This is a genomic window from Oceanirhabdus sp. W0125-5 (assembly GCF_027938815.1).
Lineage (GTDB): Bacteria > Bacillota > Clostridia > Clostridiales > Clostridiaceae > Oceanirhabdus.
In genome coordinates this window covers 2540188-2558450 of the sequence record NZ_CP115913.1, presented here as the reverse complement: position 1 = coordinate 2558450, position 18263 = coordinate 2540188, and the positions used below count along the sequence as shown (strand labels likewise).

The window sequence follows — 18263 nt, the reverse complement described above, 5'->3', positions numbered from 1 at the left end:
CTTCCAATGTTACGCTTTTCTTGGAGCTAATATCATTAGCATATTTCTACCTTCTTTTTTCGCAGGCTTCTCGATTACACTTATATCTTCAACCTTTGAATAGAAGTTATCCAATATCTTATTACCAATATGACTATGCTCAGCTTCTCTTCCTCTGAATCTAACAGTCACTTTTACTTTGTCACCACTCTCTAAGAATTTCTTAGCTCTCTTGGCTTTAATATTAATATCATGTTCTTCAATACTAAGACTCATTCTAATTTCTTTTATACTAACAGTCTTTTGTTTTTTCTTAGCTTCTTTTGTCTTCTTCTGTTGTTCATAAACATATTTACCATAGTCCATGATTTTACATACAGGCGGCTTAGCATTTTCAGCAATCATAACTAAATCCATGTTCTTTTCTTCTGAAAGTTTTAACGCTTCTTTACCTGACACAATTCCTAACGGTTCACCATCATGTCCTATTAACCTTACTTCGTTAGCTCTAATTTGTTCGTTAATTAGAGTTTGCTTTTTATTTGTAGCTATACTCTCCACCTCCCAGGGTATATAAGAAAAAGGACGGTACAAAACCGTCCTTAATTATTGATATATAAATAATTATTATTATTCAATCATTAAAAGGAACCTTACTAAGCTTTGCCGTAAGGTGAGAAATCCGGTTTCTTCTTCACATTTTCACTATTAACTTATCACAGTTATTATAATATACTATATTACTCTTCATGTCAACACTTATTCTAAATTTAATTCTTCATATTTTCTAAGTTCTTCTTCTTTATATCTTTCCAAGTCCTCAACACACAAACTGCAGCCATCGCAAAAAGCGACTCTATCAAGAAATACATTTTTTATTGTATCAATTAATTCTTCGTTTTTGCAATTATCAGCTCCATGTATAATTACTCTTTTAGGAACATTAGTTATCAACCCACTTATTATAACATCATCAATACTAACACTGCCAGATATTTTATAATTATTCACATCTTGAAGAAATCTTGATAATATATCTCTTCCACCTTTATCAAGTATACCATATTCACCGCGTTCGTTTACTATTATATTTACTTCATCCAGTTTACATTCTTGTATTTCAACAAAATATCTTAGTAATTTTATAAATTCTTCATATTCCTTCTTTACCATATATCTTTCAACTATCTTATCAACAATTAATTCAAAATCCTGTTTCAAATCTTTTAATCTAAATGTTAAGAATCCCTTAATATTCATTTGATCATATTCACTTAAACACCTTATTATTTTTTCATTAATAACATTTTTGATATTCATAAAATAAATAAAATCTTCATCGTTAATATTTTCTTCTTTTATTAAGATTCTCTGCATTTCTTTCTTTACATATTGAGTATCATTTCCCTTTAAAAAGAAATACATTTCCTTTATCAACTTATTTAATTCTCTCTCAATGTATTCTTTTGTTATGATTTTGCTTAGATAATTACTCAAATATATATTAAAAAGCTTTTTTCCCCTCTCCACTTCTTCTTCATTACAACAATATATTTTTATAAAATGATTATCTTCTTCTACACATTCAGAATACCCTAAGTTTATTCCTTTCATTTCAAGGAGTTTTTTTATATCTTTAAGTTCCTCTATAATATCATCATTTTTTTTGTTATAGACAACGCTGTAAATTAACATCCTCTCACTCCCTTTATATCTAGTATGCACCTAAGGGCCTTATATATATACTTTTTTCAGTACTTTATAAGGATGAAAATATAGTAGTACCTTGCTAATTTATCTTTAATAGGAATATTAATATTCCAAAGTAAAAACTTGAAAAACTTTTGAAAACTTTAAGGTTTATATTCAATTAAATACCTACTCAATATATAATATATGTGAGGTGATATATTTGAACACTATTATTATTGATTATAGAACTACACAGCAAGAATTTTTTTCTCTGTCAAAAATATGCAGTAATATAATTATGACAAAAAAATATCCTATTTTGTATTCTGCAATAGATGGTCATCCAGACATTCAAGTTTTCTCACCTTTCGCCTCAAAAGCTATCATACACAAGGAAGCTCATTTACATTTTATTAAGAGCCTAACTTCCTCAGGAATAGATGTTACATTAACTAACTCTTCTCTAGGTTCTAAATACCCTGAAAATGTTTTACTGAACGCAGTTTTATTAAAGGATTATTTTATAGCTGCACTTAAATTCACAGATAAAAGTATTATACCCTTCATTGATGATAAAATATGTATAAATGTTAAACAAGGATATACCAAATGTTCAACAGCCGTCATATCAAATAAAGCATTAATAACATCTGATAAATCCATAATTAAAGCTTTAGAGCCTTATGATATTGATGTTTTAGAAATACCTCCAGGTAATATTGAACTTCCTGGATTAGATTATGGTTTTATTGGAGGAACTTGCGGACTTCTTTCTGAAGGTGAGTTAGCTTTTTTTGGCAGTCTAAAAAAATATAGATACGGAAATGAAATTTTAAAATTTTTAATCAAACATGATGTAAAACCTATCTATCTTTCTGATTCGCATTTGATAGATAGAGGAAGCATTATACGGGTTTAGGAAAACCACCTAAACCCTAATTGAGAATTGAGAATTGAGAATGATGGATGGTTCTGCTTTTGGGCAGAACCTATATTTTATTGTTCTTTAGCACAAGAGAGGTTTACTTATTTTATCTTGGGATAAAATATCGTAGTTTTCATGATGTGTTTCTTCTTTAATACTACATATTGCTTTTCTTGCAATTCAACTTACTAACATTTATTAATTATTATACTTGATAAATAATTTCTCCTTCTATATATCTATTATAGAAATTTTCAACCTGTTCATAAGTATAAACTCTCTCCTTATGAGCCGGGAAGTATAATTTACATTTTTGATCAACTAATTTCTTTAAACTTTTTAGTGTATCATCACTTACTCTTTTCTTTTTTTTAGCAAAAGGCTTAGTAACAAAATCCCCCATAATATCCCCAATCATTATTACATCGTCAACAATAATTCCAATAGAGCCCTCGGAATGTCCAGGTATGTATATTATCTTCCCTTCAATACCTAAATCATTAAGCTCATATTCATCGTTAACTAAAACAAAGTTTTCTTTTTTGTTTAAACAAACTTTATTAACTACCTTCTCATATACTAATACTTTGCAATCGTACTTACATACTACTTGATTAAGAGTTTGAGTATGATCAGGATGAGTATGTGTTAAAATAACAGCATTTATTTTATTATCACCTAAAACTTTATCTAGTTTTTTTGAAATACTGTTCCAAGCTTTTTTTCTTCCAGTATCAATCATTATATTGTTATCACCATTAGTGATTATCAAAGGTAAATTAGTTGTTAAAATCCTTTGTATTTTATATCCTTTTAAGGTTTGCCACTTCATAAGAAACACTTCCTTATTCTATAGTTTATCTTTTATAAATATAAACCCCTTCAACGAAGACTTCCTCTTCATCAAAGGGGTTATTATTAAATTTCAGCTATTAATTTCTTAATATCTTCTGGTGTAAATTCATATCTAGTACTACAGAATTGACAAGCAATTTCTTCAACCTTATTCTCATCAACAATATTCTGTAATTCCTCTTTACCTATACTTATAAGTGCCTTTTCAACTTTATCTCTGCTGCAATCACACTTATATTCAGGTTTTTCCTCCTCTAATATTTGAAGGTTCATATCTTCAAATATTAGTTTTAGTATATCTTCAATTGTTTTTCCTTCAGATAGCATCTGAGTTATTGAAGGTATCTCTTCTAATCTATACATTAAAATATCCGCAACCATTTCACTAGCACCAGGCATCATCTGAATAATAAATCCTCCTGCTGCACTTACTGTATAGTTTGGTTCTACAAGAACTCCTAATCCAACAGCAGATGGTGTCTGCTCAGAAGTAGTGTAATAATATGCGATATCATCACCTATCTCTCCTGTATATATAGGTATTTGACCTACATAAGGCTTTTTTAATCCCATATCTCTAATAACTACTAAACTACCGTCTTTTCCTATTATGCCACTTACGTCTAACTTTCCTTTATCATTTGCAGGTAAATGAGCATCTGGATTACCGATATATCCTTTTACTTTGCAATCACTTGAAGCAGTTACAATCACACCTTTTGCAATTCCGCCTCCATCCATCTTCAATGTAAGTTTATCTTTCTCTGATTTTAAAGTGGATCCCATTAAAACACCAGCTGTTAACATTCTTCCTAATGCTGCTGCTGCAGTAGGTGCACATTTATGTATAGATATTCCCTCATTAACTAGGTTAGTTGTTTGTGCTCCAATAACTCTTATATCTCCATTATGAGCAATTGCTCTAATCAATTTATCTTGCATTTTTCTTCCTCCTGTTATCTTTTCTTAACTACAAATATAATTCTCTCAGTAGTTTCTGTAATTTTATTTTCTGAATAATTATCTCTAATTTTAATTATATCAAATCCACATGATTTTAGAATACTTTCTATCATTTTTACAGAATATATTCTTTCCGTATGTTCTTCATCAAACCTTTCATATACTTGTCCATTCTTAATAAAGAAAGTCAGATACATGTTTATACATTGATTTTCAATTTCATTTTCCCATACATAAAATACATCTTCTTCATCATACGTGTACGTATTATTTCCTAATACTTCTCTAAGTTTATACTCTGAATTTATATCAAATACAAATATTCCTTTTTCATTTAAAACGTTATAGACACAATTAAAATAATCTATTATTTTTTTTTCTTCTATAATATAGTTGGTTGAATCAAGACAACTTGTTACTAAGTCAACTTTATCATTTATATTAAAATCTGTTATATCCATACAAAATAATTTGTGATTTAATTTACTTTGCCTTAATTTATCTTCAGCTTTACATAACATATCTTGTGATAAATCCAATCCATATACTGTATTAAAATTTTCTCCAATACTAGCTGTAAGATTACCTGTACCACAAGCTAAATCCAAGTATTTCTTTTTATTAATATCTAATTCTTCCATTTGATTCATAATAAAATTTCCGATTTTCTTATAATCAACATCTTCATAGATTAATTGATCATAAATTTCTGCTAATCTATTATAACATATCATAATTTCACCTCAAAACAGTAAAGCTTTTAGAAAACATCTAAAAGCTACACTTTTTTATAAATTAAATGCTATTGAAACTCTTTATGTAAAACATAAAAAACTTTATATATTACTTTTCAAAAACTCATTTAATCATTGTGTCTTTTATTCAATTATGTATTATATCAAAAAAAACTGATTAATTAAAGAAATTTAATTTTTCAATATATCTTTATTCTTAGGAAGATTTAATGTTTTTTTTCTTTTAGTCATCATTCCACCAATTCTTCCGCTTTCTTCAGCAGTAAGAGCTCCCCAGCCTTCTTTTTTAACTTTTTCATCTAACCCTAGTTCTTCAGCAATTTCATATTTAATTTTTTCTCTTAATTTTTCCATTTCAGTAAGTTCTCTATTTGCCTTCAATTTTGCTTTTATTACTTTTTTCAAAGGTGTTTTTCCCATAACAAAATCTCCTTTAAGTTATTATATTTTTTATTTTTAACTTTTAAGTAGATTTTTATTCAATGTAAACATATGCAATAAAATACATCTAGTATGTTACTTATACCTTGAAGGAGCATTGACTGAACTTGGTACATCTCCTTGCAAAAAACAGGTTGATAGCATAGCTACCAACCTGATTCAAATTATTTAGCAATATATATTTTGTGTATATTGTAGAAGTTACCGTATGGGAATATTTTTAACCCTTTAATTTTTGGACTATATGCTCGACCATCTACTTGACTATATAAGAATACTGATGGCATTTCATCATTCATAAGTCTAGCCCACTGATTATAAATTTTTTCTCTTTCACTTTGATCTAGTGTTAATGTACCTTTTGCCAATAATTCATCACTCTTTTTATTTATAAACCCAGGTGTATTCCATCCTCCAGGACCTGTTATGCTAGAATGCCATATACCTGTTTGATCTGGATCAACTGAAAGTCCCCATGCCATTAAATATAAATCAAAATCAAGCTCATCACATACTTGTTCAAGTAATGTTCCAAATTCCATGATTAAAAGTTCCACTTCAATACCTATAGCTTTTAAGTTCTGCTGAATAAGAGGTGCAGAAGCTTCTCTAACTTTATTACCAGTAGGATATTTTAAAGTTAATTTAAGTGGTTTTCCTTTATAATAAAGTGTATCACCTTTATACTCATATCCATCTACAGAAGCTATAAGTTCTTTTGCCTTTTCAGGATTATATGCATAATCATTGATACCATCTTTTGGTAGCGCCCAGCTAAATGATGCATAAGGAGCATTAGCTACTACACCAAAACCTTCCATTATTCCATCAACCATACCTTGTCTATCTATAGCATAAGCAAATGCTTGACGAACTCGTTTATCCTTAAATTTATCAAGCCTGTTGTTTATACCCATATATTGGTATCCACGATCTGTTACTTCCTCTACAACTATGCCATTTTCCTTATAGTAAGCTATATCGTCTTTATTCAATTTACTAATTGGTGCAAAATCAATTTCCCCAGCTATTAACTGCGCTTGAACTGTATCTTGGTTAGCTACTTGAAGGAATATTTTTTCAAGTATTGGCTTACCCCTATGATATTCATCATTTCCAACAAACTCAACATATTGATCTGGTTCAAACTTTGCAAATTTGAAAGGCCCTGTACCAATCGGGTTTCTCAAAGCTTCTGTCGCTTCATCCCACTCTCCAATAGGAATATTGGACCAAATATGCTTAGGGAATATTGCAGACTCTGCAATATCTGCAAGCGCAGGTGCATACACTTCTGATAACGTTACTCTTATAGTATGCTTGTCTATAACTTCTATACCTTCAACTTTATCAGCTTCTCCATCTCTATACGCTTGAGCACCTTTAATCTTACTGTAGTTAGAAAATCTTGGACCAGAATAATCTGGATGGCAAGTACTCTCATAAGTGAATGCTACGTCTTCAGCTGTAAATGGTTTACCATCATGCCACTTAACATCTTTCCTTAAGTAAAATGTTAATACAAGATTATCATCAGATACTTCATATTTCTCAGCTAAATTCAATTCAAATTTCAGTTGAGGGTTCATCTCTATTAACCCTTCATAAATAAACTGATTTACATTTGAATCATAATCATCTTCATACATAGTTGGATGGAATACCCCTGGAGGAGAACTCCAAATCGCATATCTAAGTACTTGACTATCAGCTAATTTACTATCTTCTTTATCATTCCCTTCTTTCTTGTCATTACCTTTTTTAGTTTCTTCTTGTTTAGTTTTTTCTTTACTCACTGTTTCATTATCATTAGCTTTGTTTCCACAACCAGTGAAAGCTATAGAAAATAATAACGTAACAACTACAGAAAAAATTAATACCCTCTTTTTCATATACACCCTCCTTAATTTTTAGGATCATTGTCAAAAAATAAATTATACATTAGACATAACCCATAAATTTTAATACTTTAGTTATATTTTTCTTACTTCCTTCCGCCTAATATTTTGTTACTGATTAGTACATTGTAATATATTGGTAGAAGAGTAGTAAGTTATTACCTTTTTCAATATTCTGATAATTCACTTTAATTTTTTTTCATATTTTAATATGATTTTTATAGAGAATAAATTTGCTGAAAGTTATCTTTAGTTCATCTTAAAAATTTTCATGAGTTGTTATTTGGGAGGATAAATTTATCTAATATTTTAAAATGTTATTTTCTAGATATGTTGTTAATTTTATATGTTGTAAACACTTCACTTTATTACTTTATCACTGTATCTATTCTAATCATATCATCTCAAGCTTACTATTAAGTTAATTTTTAATTACATTTTTTTAATTATTTTACATATATAGGCACATTCTTCTTGCATTTTCGCAATATTAAGATGAAAATTGATTTTTAAAATTTTCATTCAACCCTTTTGTATTACCATTTATTCCCTTTATTACTAAAAAGTAATAATTTAAAGCATATATACAATAAGAAGCCAGAGAATTATTCTCTGGCTTTAAAATTAATTATTATCTTCCAACTGTGTATGCTCTTGAAACATCAAGTTGACCGAATAATGGTCTTATAATGCCTCTAACATACTTCCTAGTGTACGTTGATGTTTTACCAAAAATCCACGGTGAAATAACACCATCTTCATATAAAAGAATCTCTTCTGCTCTCTTGAATATTTCAAATCTCTTCTCTTGATCCATTGTTTGAGCAGCTTCTGCAATCAAATTATCATATTCTTCATTAACCCATCCTGTTGGAGATATTCCTGCTGTAGATATAAACATTTCTAAGAATGTATTTGGATCGTTATAATCTCCTATCCACATTTGTGATGCAATTTCATAATTACCTTCATCAACCATCTTAGAGAATATCGCCCACTCATAATAATCCACTTTTACATTGATTCCTAGTTTATTCTTTAAATATTCCATTTCAAATTCTGCAAATTCCTTATCTCTTGCAGATGTTCCTGATTGCAATATTGTTACTGTCATATCTGCAGGATCTTCACTCTCACCAATCTCTCTTAATCCTTCTATCAATAATTTTTTAGGATCAGGATATTCTTCTATCAATCTCTCGACAGGTGTTGAATTTGCCTTTGTTCTAAAATCTTCTCCTCCAATCTGAACAGTTGGCGGTACCCATGAGTATGCTGGTTCCTGTATTCCTCTATACAATACATTATTTAACGCTTCTCTATCTAATGCAGTTATTAATGCTTTTCTTATTTTTTCATTTTTTAAGTATTTATTATTTTGATTATACATCTCATAAACTGCTCTTGGTTTTACATTAGAACTATAGTTAAAGTCTCCTGATTCCTCAAACATCTTTCTATAATCCGGGTGAGATGCTGCCCCTAAATCCACATCTCCACTTAGCATTGTATTCATTCTTGCACTCTCATCATTTACTATTAACATTGTTATTGTTTCTAATTTTATTTCTTCTTTATTCCAATACTTAGGATTTTTCTTGAAAACCAATTCACTATCATGTTCCCATTTTTCTAAAGTAAACGCACCTGTTGATGCTAGTTGGTTTGCTTCACTACCAAAACTATCTCCAAACTTTTCAACAAGATCCTTTCTCTGCGGAAGCATAACTGAGAAATATGTCAAGTCAAGGAAATAAGCTATAGGTGAAGCTAATGTAAACTCCACTGTTTTCTCATCTATTGCTTTTACTCCAACCTCATCCGCTGTTGCCTCACCAGCGTTGTACTTATCTGCGTTTAGAATAACATTTGTAAGAATCCATGCATATCTAGAACCTGTTTCTGGATCTAATAGCCTCTTAATTCCATATTCAAATTGTTCTGCAACTACAGGAACACCATCACTCCAAACCGCATCTCTTAAATGGAATACCCAAGTAAGTCCATCTTCACTTACATCCCATCTTTTTGCTAAAGCAGGAACTATTTTATCTCCATTCTCATCCTGCTCTACTCTTGTTAAACCATCCATTATATGAACTAGTATTTGTCCTGAATTGGCGTCAGTAGCTAATGCTGGGTCAATAGTACTAGGCTCTGATGTTAAGAATATATTCATATATTGATCCTTATCAAGTTTCTCTTCATCATCATTCTTCTTTGTATTCTCTTTCTTAGTATTTTCTTTCTTATTATTATCTTTTTTATTAGTATCCTCCTTTTTAGTTGAGCTTACATTGGTATTTTCTCCATTTTCTTTTTCATTGTTATTTTTACATGAAGTAAAAATCCCCCCAAAAATCATTGTAGTGGCTAGCAGCATAGCTAACAGTTTCTTTTTTTTCACATTAAAGACCCCCTTATTTTTTACATCTATAAATTATGAACTGATAAATAAATATCAGATCTTAACTTTTCACAAGATGACATGCGACAAAATGCCCTTCTTTCACCTCTTTTAGTTGTGGCATTTCTTTTTTACATCTTTCTTGAGAATATTGGCACCTGGAAGCAAATCTACATCCTGGTTTTGGATTAATTGGACTAGGAATTTCTCCCTCCAAATGTATTCTTTCTTTCTCCTTTGCAACTTTTGGATCAGGTATTGGAATAGCAGAAAGAAGCGCCTGGGTATAAGGATGAAGAGGATTATTATATAATTCTTTACTATCCGTTAATTCAACCATATTTCCTAGATACATAACTCCAACTCTATCGCTAATATGCTTAACCATTGATAAGTCATGTGCAATAAATAAATATGTTAAACCTAACTCATTTTGAAGTTTAATAAGAAGATTAACAATTTGAGCTTGTATTGAAACATCTAGCGCTGAAATAGGTTCATCACATACTATGAATTGAGGTTCTACTGCTAATGCTCTAGCTATCCCTATACGCTGCCTCTGACCACCAGAAAACTCGTGAGGAAATCTAGATACATGCTCTTTATTTAACCCAACTAATTCAATAACTTCATATATCTTATTCATCCTTTCTTCACCGGAATACAAGTTGTGAATATCTATCCCTTCCCCGATAATATCTCCAACAGTCATTCTAGGGTTCAGTGAAGCATAAGGATCTTGAAAAATTATCTGTGCTTTACGTGCAAACTTCTTTTTTTCATCTTTTCTAAGTTTACTTATATCTGTTGTGGCATCATAAATCACACTTCCACTTGTTGCTTCATATAATCCCATTATTGTTCGTCCACACGTAGTTTTACCACATCCTGACTCTCCAACTAATCCCAATGTTTCCCCTTTATATATCTCAAAATTCACATCATCTACTGCCTTCAGATATGTTTTAGGACCTACTTTAAAATATTTTTTTAAATTTCTAACTTCAATTAAAATCTCTCTATTTCTCACTAATCAGCACCTCCTTTTCTTGAAATTCTGGTTCTAGAATAGTAGGTGCATAAGGATGCCGCAACCAGCAACTAACTAAATGTTCTGTATCTACCTCTGTTTCAATTGGCATCTCCTCCTTGCAAATTTCCATGCAGTACTTACATCTTGCTGCAAAAGGACATCCTACAGGAGGTTTAATTAAATCTGGTGGTGTTCCTCCTAGAGAATAAAGTTTTCCTTTATTTTCTCCTTCTAAATTAGGTACAGATTTCAACAATGCCCATGTATATGGATGCTTAGGATTATAAAAAATATCATCAATAGTTCCCCTCTCTACTATTACTCCAGCATACATAACCTGTATTTTATCAGCTACATCTGCTACTACTCCCAAATCATGAGTAACAAGTATTACTGCTGTATCCATTTTTTTCTGTATTTCTTTTATTAGATCCATTATTTGTGCTTGAATAGTTACGTCTAAAGCAGTAGTTGGCTCATCTGCTATTAATATTTTAGGATTACATGCTAAAGCAATTGCAATCATTGCTCTTTGTCTCATTCCACCTGAAAATTCATGTGGATATTGCTTAGCTCTTCGATCTGCATTTGGAATATTAACAAGCTTAAGCATTTCAACTGCTTCCTTCATTGCTTTATGTTTAGATAATTTTTTATGAATTATAAGACTCTCTGCAATTTGATTTCCAATAGTCATTGTAGGATTTAAAGAAGTCATAGGATCTTGGAAAATCATTGATATATCTGCACCTCTCAATTCCCTAAGCTGCCTCTCATTTTTTTTTAAAATATTATGACCCATAAATCTCATTTCAGACCCTAATTTAATTTCAGCAATTGAATCTTCAGGTAATAATCTCATTATGGCTTTTGAGGTTACAGTCTTTCCACATCCTGATTCTCCAACTATAGCTAATGTCTCACCCTTATTTAGCGAGAAAGAAATTCCTCTAACTGCTTGAACCTCACCTGCATACGTATGGAAGGAAACTTTTAAATCCTTCACTTCTAAAATACTTTTCATACTTTCCCTCCTTTTTATTGCCTTAGTTTTGGATCAAATGCATCTCTTAACCCATCTCCAAGAAGTTGGAATGATAACATAGTTAAACTTATCATCAACGCAGGAAAGAATAGTTGATAAGGCTGAAATATCATATACTCTTTAGCTGCTGCAGCCAAAGCTCCCCAACTTGTATTAGGTGATTGCACACCTAATCCGATATACCCTAAAAAAGCTTCTCCAAATATAAATGCTGGTACATCAAGCGTTATTGCTACAATCATTACCCCCATTGTATTTGGAAGTAAATGTTTTCTAATAATTCTACTTGGATTTGCACCTAATGCTATAGCTGCCAATACATATTCTTGTTCTTTAATTTGAATTATTTGCCCCCTCACTAACCTTGCCATGAATAACCACCCTGTTATAGTCATGGCAATAATTAAAGCAAAAATACCTTTTCCAATCAATAAAGAAACTAATATTACAACAATAAGATATGGGACACTTGCAAGAATTTCAACAATTCTCATCATAATATCATCAATGATCCCACCAAAGTAACCTGCAATACCGCCATATAAAGTTCCTATAACAGTATCAATAGCTGCCCCAATCAAACCAATCATTAATGATACTCTTCCGCCTTTCCAAACCCTTGTAAAGATATCTCTACCCATTTGATCTGTTCCAAATAAATGTTTAAAATCTGGTTTTCCATTTAATACATCACCTAAAGCATCAAACCTGTACCCTGATATCCACGGTCCAATAATAACCATAATTGAAATTAGAATCAAAATTCCTAAGGCAATAATTGCTACTTTATTTTTCTTTAATCGTCTCCATGCATCTTGCCAAAAATTGATACTAGGTCTTATGATTTCTTCACAATTTAATTCATCACAACCAATAATTTTAAATTTATCTCTGCTTATGTTCATATCCATCATTTTTTTCCACCTCCCACTCTTATTCTAGGATCAACAATACCATATAGAATATCAACAGCTACCAAGGATACAACAAATAAAAAAGTAACAAGCATGGTTTGTCCCATAATCATTGTATAGTCTCTATTTGTAATTGAAATTATTAGGTATTTTCCTAAACCAGGAATAGAAAAAATATTTTCTACAACAAATGCACCAACAAAAACCCCTGCAATCTGTGGCGCTAGTATAGTAATTACTGGTAATAACGCATTTCTTAATAAATGTTTAAATATTAATGATAGTTTTGAAACCCCCTTAGCTTTTGCTGTTAGCATAAAATCTTGACCCAAAACATCTAGACAGTTTGCTCTCATATATCTTGCATAAACCGCAATGGAACCAAAACTTAATGCTAAAGTAGGTAAAACTGTATATTTGAATCCCTTCCACCCAACAGGAGGAAACATTTTCCATTTAACAGTAAAAAAATATTGTAACAATGATGCTAATATAAAACTTGGAACAGATATTCCTAAAATAGCTATAAACATAATAAGGTAATCAGGCCATTTCCCTCTGTTTAAAGCAGCAATAATCCCCATCAAGATTCCTACTAACACTCCGAATGTTAATGCTTGTAAACCTAATCTTCCTGATGTGGGAGCAAATTTCTTAATAATATCAGAAACTTTTCTTCCTGGATAATACAATGATTCACCCAAATCCCCTTCAAGAACAAGATTCTTAATAAATATTCCGTACTGAACTAAGATTGGTTTATCTAAACCGTATTTAGCATAAAAATTCACTTTTGACTGTTCAGGTAATTTTCTAGCCATTTCACCCAGTGGGTCTCCTGGAATTGAACGTATAAGCATAAAATTAATAAATGATACAATAAACAAGGTAATTATCAAATACCCTATCCTTTTAAAAATGAACTTTAACACGAACGCCTCACCCTCTTTTTGAATATTCTGAAAATTTACTTTGGAAAACTTCATCCTTTTACTTAAATAATAAGTAATTAAAGTATACTTTAGTGAATATCTTTAGTTCTTTAAATATTCTTATCATTTGATATTTAAGGGAGATTTAAATTTATCTAATAAATTGAGTAATTCTTGTTAAGTTGATTTGATTTATGGGTTGGTTAAATACATATGATTTTTATTACTTTTTCTATATAAATAATATCATTTTTAGCTTACATTAAAATTAATTTTAGATTACAATTTATTAACATTTTTTAACAAGATAGTAATATTTTAACTATACAACAACTAATAAATTACTCATTATTTATAAAAAGTCTTCTTCATTCCCTGTACAAGCTATTAAAAATATTCATTACGATATAGTAACATTTCAAAATTAATAAAAAACGCAATTGAAAAGCCAGAGTTCTTATACTCTGGCTTTAATAATTTAATTATTTTCTTCCTACTGTGTAAGCTTTAGTAACATCAATTGTTCCGAATAAAGGAGTCATTACACCTTTAGCATACTTTCTTGTAACTGTTGAACTAGCTCTGAATATCCATGGAGACATATTAGCATCTTCATAAATTAGAATTTCTTCTGCTCTCTTAAACATTTCTAATCTAGCATCTTGATCTATTGTTTGTGCAGCATCTGCAATTAACTTATCATATTCTTCATTTACCCATCCAGTTGGAGCTATTCCAGCTGTTGAAGTAAACATCTCTAAGAATGTATTAGGGTCATTATAATCTCCACCCCATCCTAATGAAGCAAACTCATACTCAAGATTATCTAGTTTTTCACTAAATATTGCCCAATCATAATAATCTACTTTTACATTAATTCCTAATTTATTTACTAATAGCTGTTGTTCGAATTCAGCAAATTCTCTTGATCTGTCGTTTGTTCCACTTTGAAGCATAGTCACAGTCATATCTGCTGGATTTTCACTCTCTCCAAGTTCTTTTAAACCTTCTATCAATAATGCTTTAGGATCTGGATTTTCATCAATAAGTTTTTTAACTGGTAAAGAATTAACTTTCTCTCTAAAATCTTCTCCACCAATTTGTACAGAAGGTGGTACCCAAGCATATGCAGGCTGTCCAACTCCTCTATATAATACATTAACAACATCTTCTCTATTTAATGCTATAATAAATGCTTTTCTAATTTTTTCATTTTTAAAGTATTTATTATTTTGGTTGTAAATCTCATATGATGCAGATGGCTTAGCCTTTGATGAATAAATCATCTCATCCATACTTTCAAATTTTGCTCTCCATTCTGGTTTAGAAACTGTACCTAAATCAACTGCTCCAGTGAACAAAGTACTCATTCTTGCACTTTCATCTTTAACAATGCTCATTGTTAAATCTTCAAGAATAACTTCATCTGCATTCCAGTAAGTAGGATTTTTCTTAAATGTTAACTCACTGTCATGTACCCAACTTTCAAGTGTGAAGGCACCATTTGAAACCATTTGTTCAGCTTCTGAACCATATGCTTCACCATATTTTTCAACAATATCTTGTCTCTGTGGTAACATTACTCTAAAGTATGTAAGATCTAAGAAATATGCTATTGGTGATTCCAATGTGAATTCTATTGTCTTTTCATCGATAACTCTAATTCCAAGTTCATCAGCTGAACCTTCTCCAGAGTTAAATGCAGCAGCATTTTTAATAACTGGTGTTATTAACCATGCATATCTTGATCCAGTACTAGGATCTAATGTTCTCTTAATTCCATACTCAAAATCTTTAGCTGTTACAGGTACTCCATCACTCCACTTAGCATCTCTTAAATTAAATGTCCAAACTAATCCATCGTCACTTACATTCCAACTCTTAGCAATTCCAGGAACAATCTTGTCCCCATTTTCATCTTGCTCAATTCTTGTTAATCCATCAACGATATGAGTTAATATTTGGTTAGAATACATATCTGTTGATCTTGAAGGGTCAATTGATTTTGGTTCTGCATCTAAGAAAATCTTCATATACTGCTCTTCATCAATTTTTTCTCCTTCAACCGTAACCCCTTGAGAGTCATTTGTTTTTTCATTCACCTTTGCACTCTCATCTTTCTTACCACATGAAGTTAACACCCCTCCTACTGCCATAGTTGCAGCCATAGTAAGTGCAAGTAATCTTTTGCTCTTCATTCGAAATCCCCCTTTGTTAATTTCACTTTATTATATATAAAGTGTTTAATTTTTAAGTAAGTAATATTTTTATCATTTGTAAAATGATTTTCACGGCATCTTATTAATTCATTTTGAATAAAGTTTCCTTTATTCTGAAAGTTTAACGTATAGTAATTCTCAGCTTATGTATTTGTAATGTTTTAACTAAAAAAAATTTTCTCGTGAAATTTCATTCATAATCTTAAAATTTATTCACAATAAATCGGAAGTTAAAATTTGATATAATTTTATAAATTTCAGTTTCTAACCTTGCTACAGCAAACACTTTAGAGGTTTTAAATTTTTCCTTAGTTGAAATGTTAATATTATTTTAACATATTTTCCTTACTCTTACCTTACATTTACCTTACAAAACTTACAATCTTACATTACAATGTCGTAAGGTGTAATATTTTGTCATAAAATTTAATAAAGACCAAAGGTTACCCTTTGGCCTTAATATTATTAAATTATTTATCTCTATTAACAGTGTATGCTTTTGTTACATCAGTCGTTCCGAATAATGGAGTCATAACACCCTTAGCATATTTTCTAGTGTAAGTAGATGTCTTACGGAAAATCCATGGTGATATTACTGCATCTTCGTATAATAAGATTTCTTCTGCTCTCTTGAACATTTCAAATCTCTTCTGCTGATCAGTTGTCATTGTAGACTCCTTAATCAATGAATCATATTCTTCATTTACCCAACCTGATGGTACAACATCAGCAGTAGATGCAAACATTTCTAGGAATGTCATTGGATCATTATAGTCTCCAGACCATCCTTGAGAAGCAAAATCATATTCACCTTTTCTTATTAAATCACTGAATACTGCCCACTCATAGTAATCAATTTTAACATTGATTCCAAGAACCTCTTGTAATTTTTGCTGCTCAAATTCAGCAAACTCTCTTGATCTTGAATTTGTTCCACTTTGAAGCATAGTTACAGTCATATCTGCTGGGTTTTCACTTTCCCCTAACTCTTTTAATCCTTCAATTAATAACGCTTTAGGATCTGGAGTTTCTTCAATTAATCTCTTAATTGGAAGATCTGAAGATTTATCCCTAAACTCTTCTCCACCGATTTGAACCGCATAAGGAACCCACGCATAAGCTGGCATGTATATTCCTCTGTATAAAGTTTGGTTTATAGCTTCTCTATCAATTGCTGTAATAAAAGCTTTTCTTATCTTATCATTTTTGAAGTATCTGCTATTTTGGTTGAATACTTCATATACCGCACTTGGCTTAGCTACAGAAGAATAAGTAAACTCTCCCATTTCATTGAATTTATTCATCCACTCAGCTTTAGATACTACACCTAAATCAACTTGTCCAGTGAATAAAGTGTTCATTCTAGCACTTTCATCTTTAACAATCTTCATTGCTACTGTATCAAGTTTTACTACATCAGCATTCCAATAATCTGGATTCTTTTTGAAAACTAATTCACTATCATGAGTCCAGCTTTCTAAAGTAAATGCACCATTTGAAAGCATTTGCTCTGCTTCTGATCCATAAGCTTCTCCATATTGTTCAACAATATCTTGTCTTTGAGGAAGCATTACTCTAAAATATGTAAGATCTAAGAAATATGCTACTGGGCTTTCTAATGTAAATTGAACTGTTTTCTCATCTAATGCTTTAACTCCAACTTCATCAGCTGTTGCTTCACCCTTGTTGAAAGCATCTGCATTTTTAATTACAGGAGTTATTAACCAAGCATAGTTTGAACCAGTGTTAGGATCTAATGTTCTTTTAACACCATACTCAAAATCTTTAGCTGTTACAGCAACTCCGTCACTCCACTTAGCATCTCTTAAATTGAACGTCCATACTAATCCATCTTCACTAACTTCCCAACTTTCAGCGATTCCTGGAACTATCTTATCGCCATTTTCATCTTGCTCAATTCTTGTTAAACCATCAACAATATGAGTAAGAATTTGATTAGAATATAAGTCTGATGATCTTGATGGGTCAATAGTTTTAGGCTCTGCACCTAAAAAGATGTTTAGATATTGTTCTTCATCAATACCATTATTTCCTTCTGCATTTGACTTTGAAGTATTATCATTTCCCTTATTAGCTGCTTTATCTCCACATGCTGTTAATACTGCACCAGTTCCAACAGTTAATGCCATTAAAGCTGCAATCATTTTTTTGCTCTTCACAAAAAAACCTCCTTCTCTTCTAGTA

At 30.8% G+C, this 18263-nt stretch carries 15 protein-coding genes; 1 reads left to right on the top strand and 14 read right to left on the bottom strand.

Annotation, left to right across the window (positions count from 1 at the left end):
* Window positions 1-9: 9 nt before the first annotated feature.
* Window positions 10-540 carry a translation initiation factor IF-3 gene (gene infC, locus OW730_RS11860; RefSeq protein ID WP_442945419.1) on the bottom strand — a complete coding sequence of 177 codons (531 nt, stop codon included), beginning with the start codon at window positions 538-540 and terminating at the stop codon, window positions 10-12.
* A gap of 198 nt (window positions 541-738) precedes the next feature.
* On the bottom strand, window positions 739-1674 hold the full coding sequence (ytxC, locus tag OW730_RS11855) for a putative sporulation protein YtxC (protein WP_271229222.1): 936 nt from the start codon (window positions 1672-1674) through the stop codon (window positions 739-741).
* A 217-nt stretch (window positions 1675-1891) separates the two neighbouring features.
* Here ytxC and OW730_RS11850 point away from each other — a divergent pair, with 217 nt between their 5' ends.
* Window positions 1892-2590, top strand: coding sequence for a DUF6873 family GME fold protein (locus OW730_RS11850; protein WP_271229221.1), 699 nt, complete (start codon window positions 1892-1894; stop codon window positions 2588-2590).
* 211 nt (window positions 2591-2801) lie between these two features.
* Here OW730_RS11850 and OW730_RS11845 read toward each other — a convergent pair whose 3' ends face one another.
* The 12 genes from OW730_RS11845 to OW730_RS11790 form a co-directional block, all read right to left on the bottom strand.
* Complete coding sequence (locus OW730_RS11845; protein WP_271229220.1) at window positions 2802-3428, bottom strand: MBL fold metallo-hydrolase; 627 nt, start codon at window positions 3426-3428, stop codon at window positions 2802-2804.
* A gap of 86 nt (window positions 3429-3514) precedes the next feature.
* Window positions 3515-4393: an Hsp33 family molecular chaperone HslO gene (gene hslO, locus OW730_RS11840; protein ID WP_271229219.1), complete on the bottom strand. Its 879-nt coding sequence runs from the start codon at window positions 4391-4393 to the stop codon at window positions 3515-3517.
* Window positions 4394-4407: 14 nt separating this feature from the next.
* The gene (locus OW730_RS11835; protein WP_271229218.1) at window positions 4408-5148 is read right to left on the bottom strand and encodes a class I SAM-dependent DNA methyltransferase; all 741 of its coding nucleotides are present in this window, start codon (window positions 5146-5148) and stop codon (window positions 4408-4410) included.
* A 192-nt stretch (window positions 5149-5340) separates the two neighbouring features.
* Window positions 5341-5589, bottom strand: a complete 249-nt coding sequence (locus OW730_RS11830) for a small, acid-soluble spore protein, alpha/beta type (protein ID WP_271229217.1) — start codon at window positions 5587-5589, stop codon at window positions 5341-5343.
* Between the two features lie 185 nt (window positions 5590-5774).
* Window positions 5775-7502, bottom strand: a complete 1728-nt coding sequence (locus OW730_RS11825) for a peptide-binding protein (RefSeq protein ID WP_271229216.1) — start codon at window positions 7500-7502, stop codon at window positions 5775-5777.
* A 637-nt stretch (window positions 7503-8139) separates the two neighbouring features.
* The gene (locus tag OW730_RS11820; RefSeq protein ID WP_271229215.1) at window positions 8140-9915 is read right to left on the bottom strand and encodes a peptide ABC transporter substrate-binding protein; all 1776 of its coding nucleotides are present in this window, start codon (window positions 9913-9915) and stop codon (window positions 8140-8142) included.
* Between the two features lie 61 nt (window positions 9916-9976).
* Window positions 9977-10945: an ABC transporter ATP-binding protein gene (locus OW730_RS11815; RefSeq protein WP_271229214.1), complete on the bottom strand. Its 969-nt coding sequence runs from the start codon at window positions 10943-10945 to the stop codon at window positions 9977-9979.
* On the bottom strand, window positions 10935-11972 hold the full coding sequence (locus OW730_RS11810; protein WP_271229213.1) for an ABC transporter ATP-binding protein: 1038 nt from the start codon (window positions 11970-11972) through the stop codon (window positions 10935-10937). Before OW730_RS11810 ends, OW730_RS11815 begins: the two co-directional genes overlap by 11 nt.
* 14 nt (window positions 11973-11986) lie before the next feature.
* On the bottom strand, window positions 11987-12898 hold the full coding sequence (locus OW730_RS11805; protein WP_442945440.1) for an ABC transporter permease: 912 nt from the start codon (window positions 12896-12898) through the stop codon (window positions 11987-11989).
* A gap of 5 nt (window positions 12899-12903) precedes the next feature.
* Window positions 12904-13839 carry an ABC transporter permease gene (locus OW730_RS11800; protein WP_271229211.1) on the bottom strand — a complete coding sequence of 312 codons (936 nt, stop codon included), beginning with the start codon at window positions 13837-13839 and terminating at the stop codon, window positions 12904-12906.
* Between the two features lie 482 nt (window positions 13840-14321).
* Complete coding sequence (locus OW730_RS11795; protein WP_271229210.1) at window positions 14322-16037, bottom strand: peptide ABC transporter substrate-binding protein; 1716 nt, start codon at window positions 16035-16037, stop codon at window positions 14322-14324.
* A 491-nt stretch (window positions 16038-16528) separates the two neighbouring features.
* Window positions 16529-18238: a peptide ABC transporter substrate-binding protein gene (locus OW730_RS11790; RefSeq protein WP_271229209.1), complete on the bottom strand. Its 1710-nt coding sequence runs from the start codon at window positions 18236-18238 to the stop codon at window positions 16529-16531.
* Window positions 18239-18263: the final 25 nt, after the last annotated feature.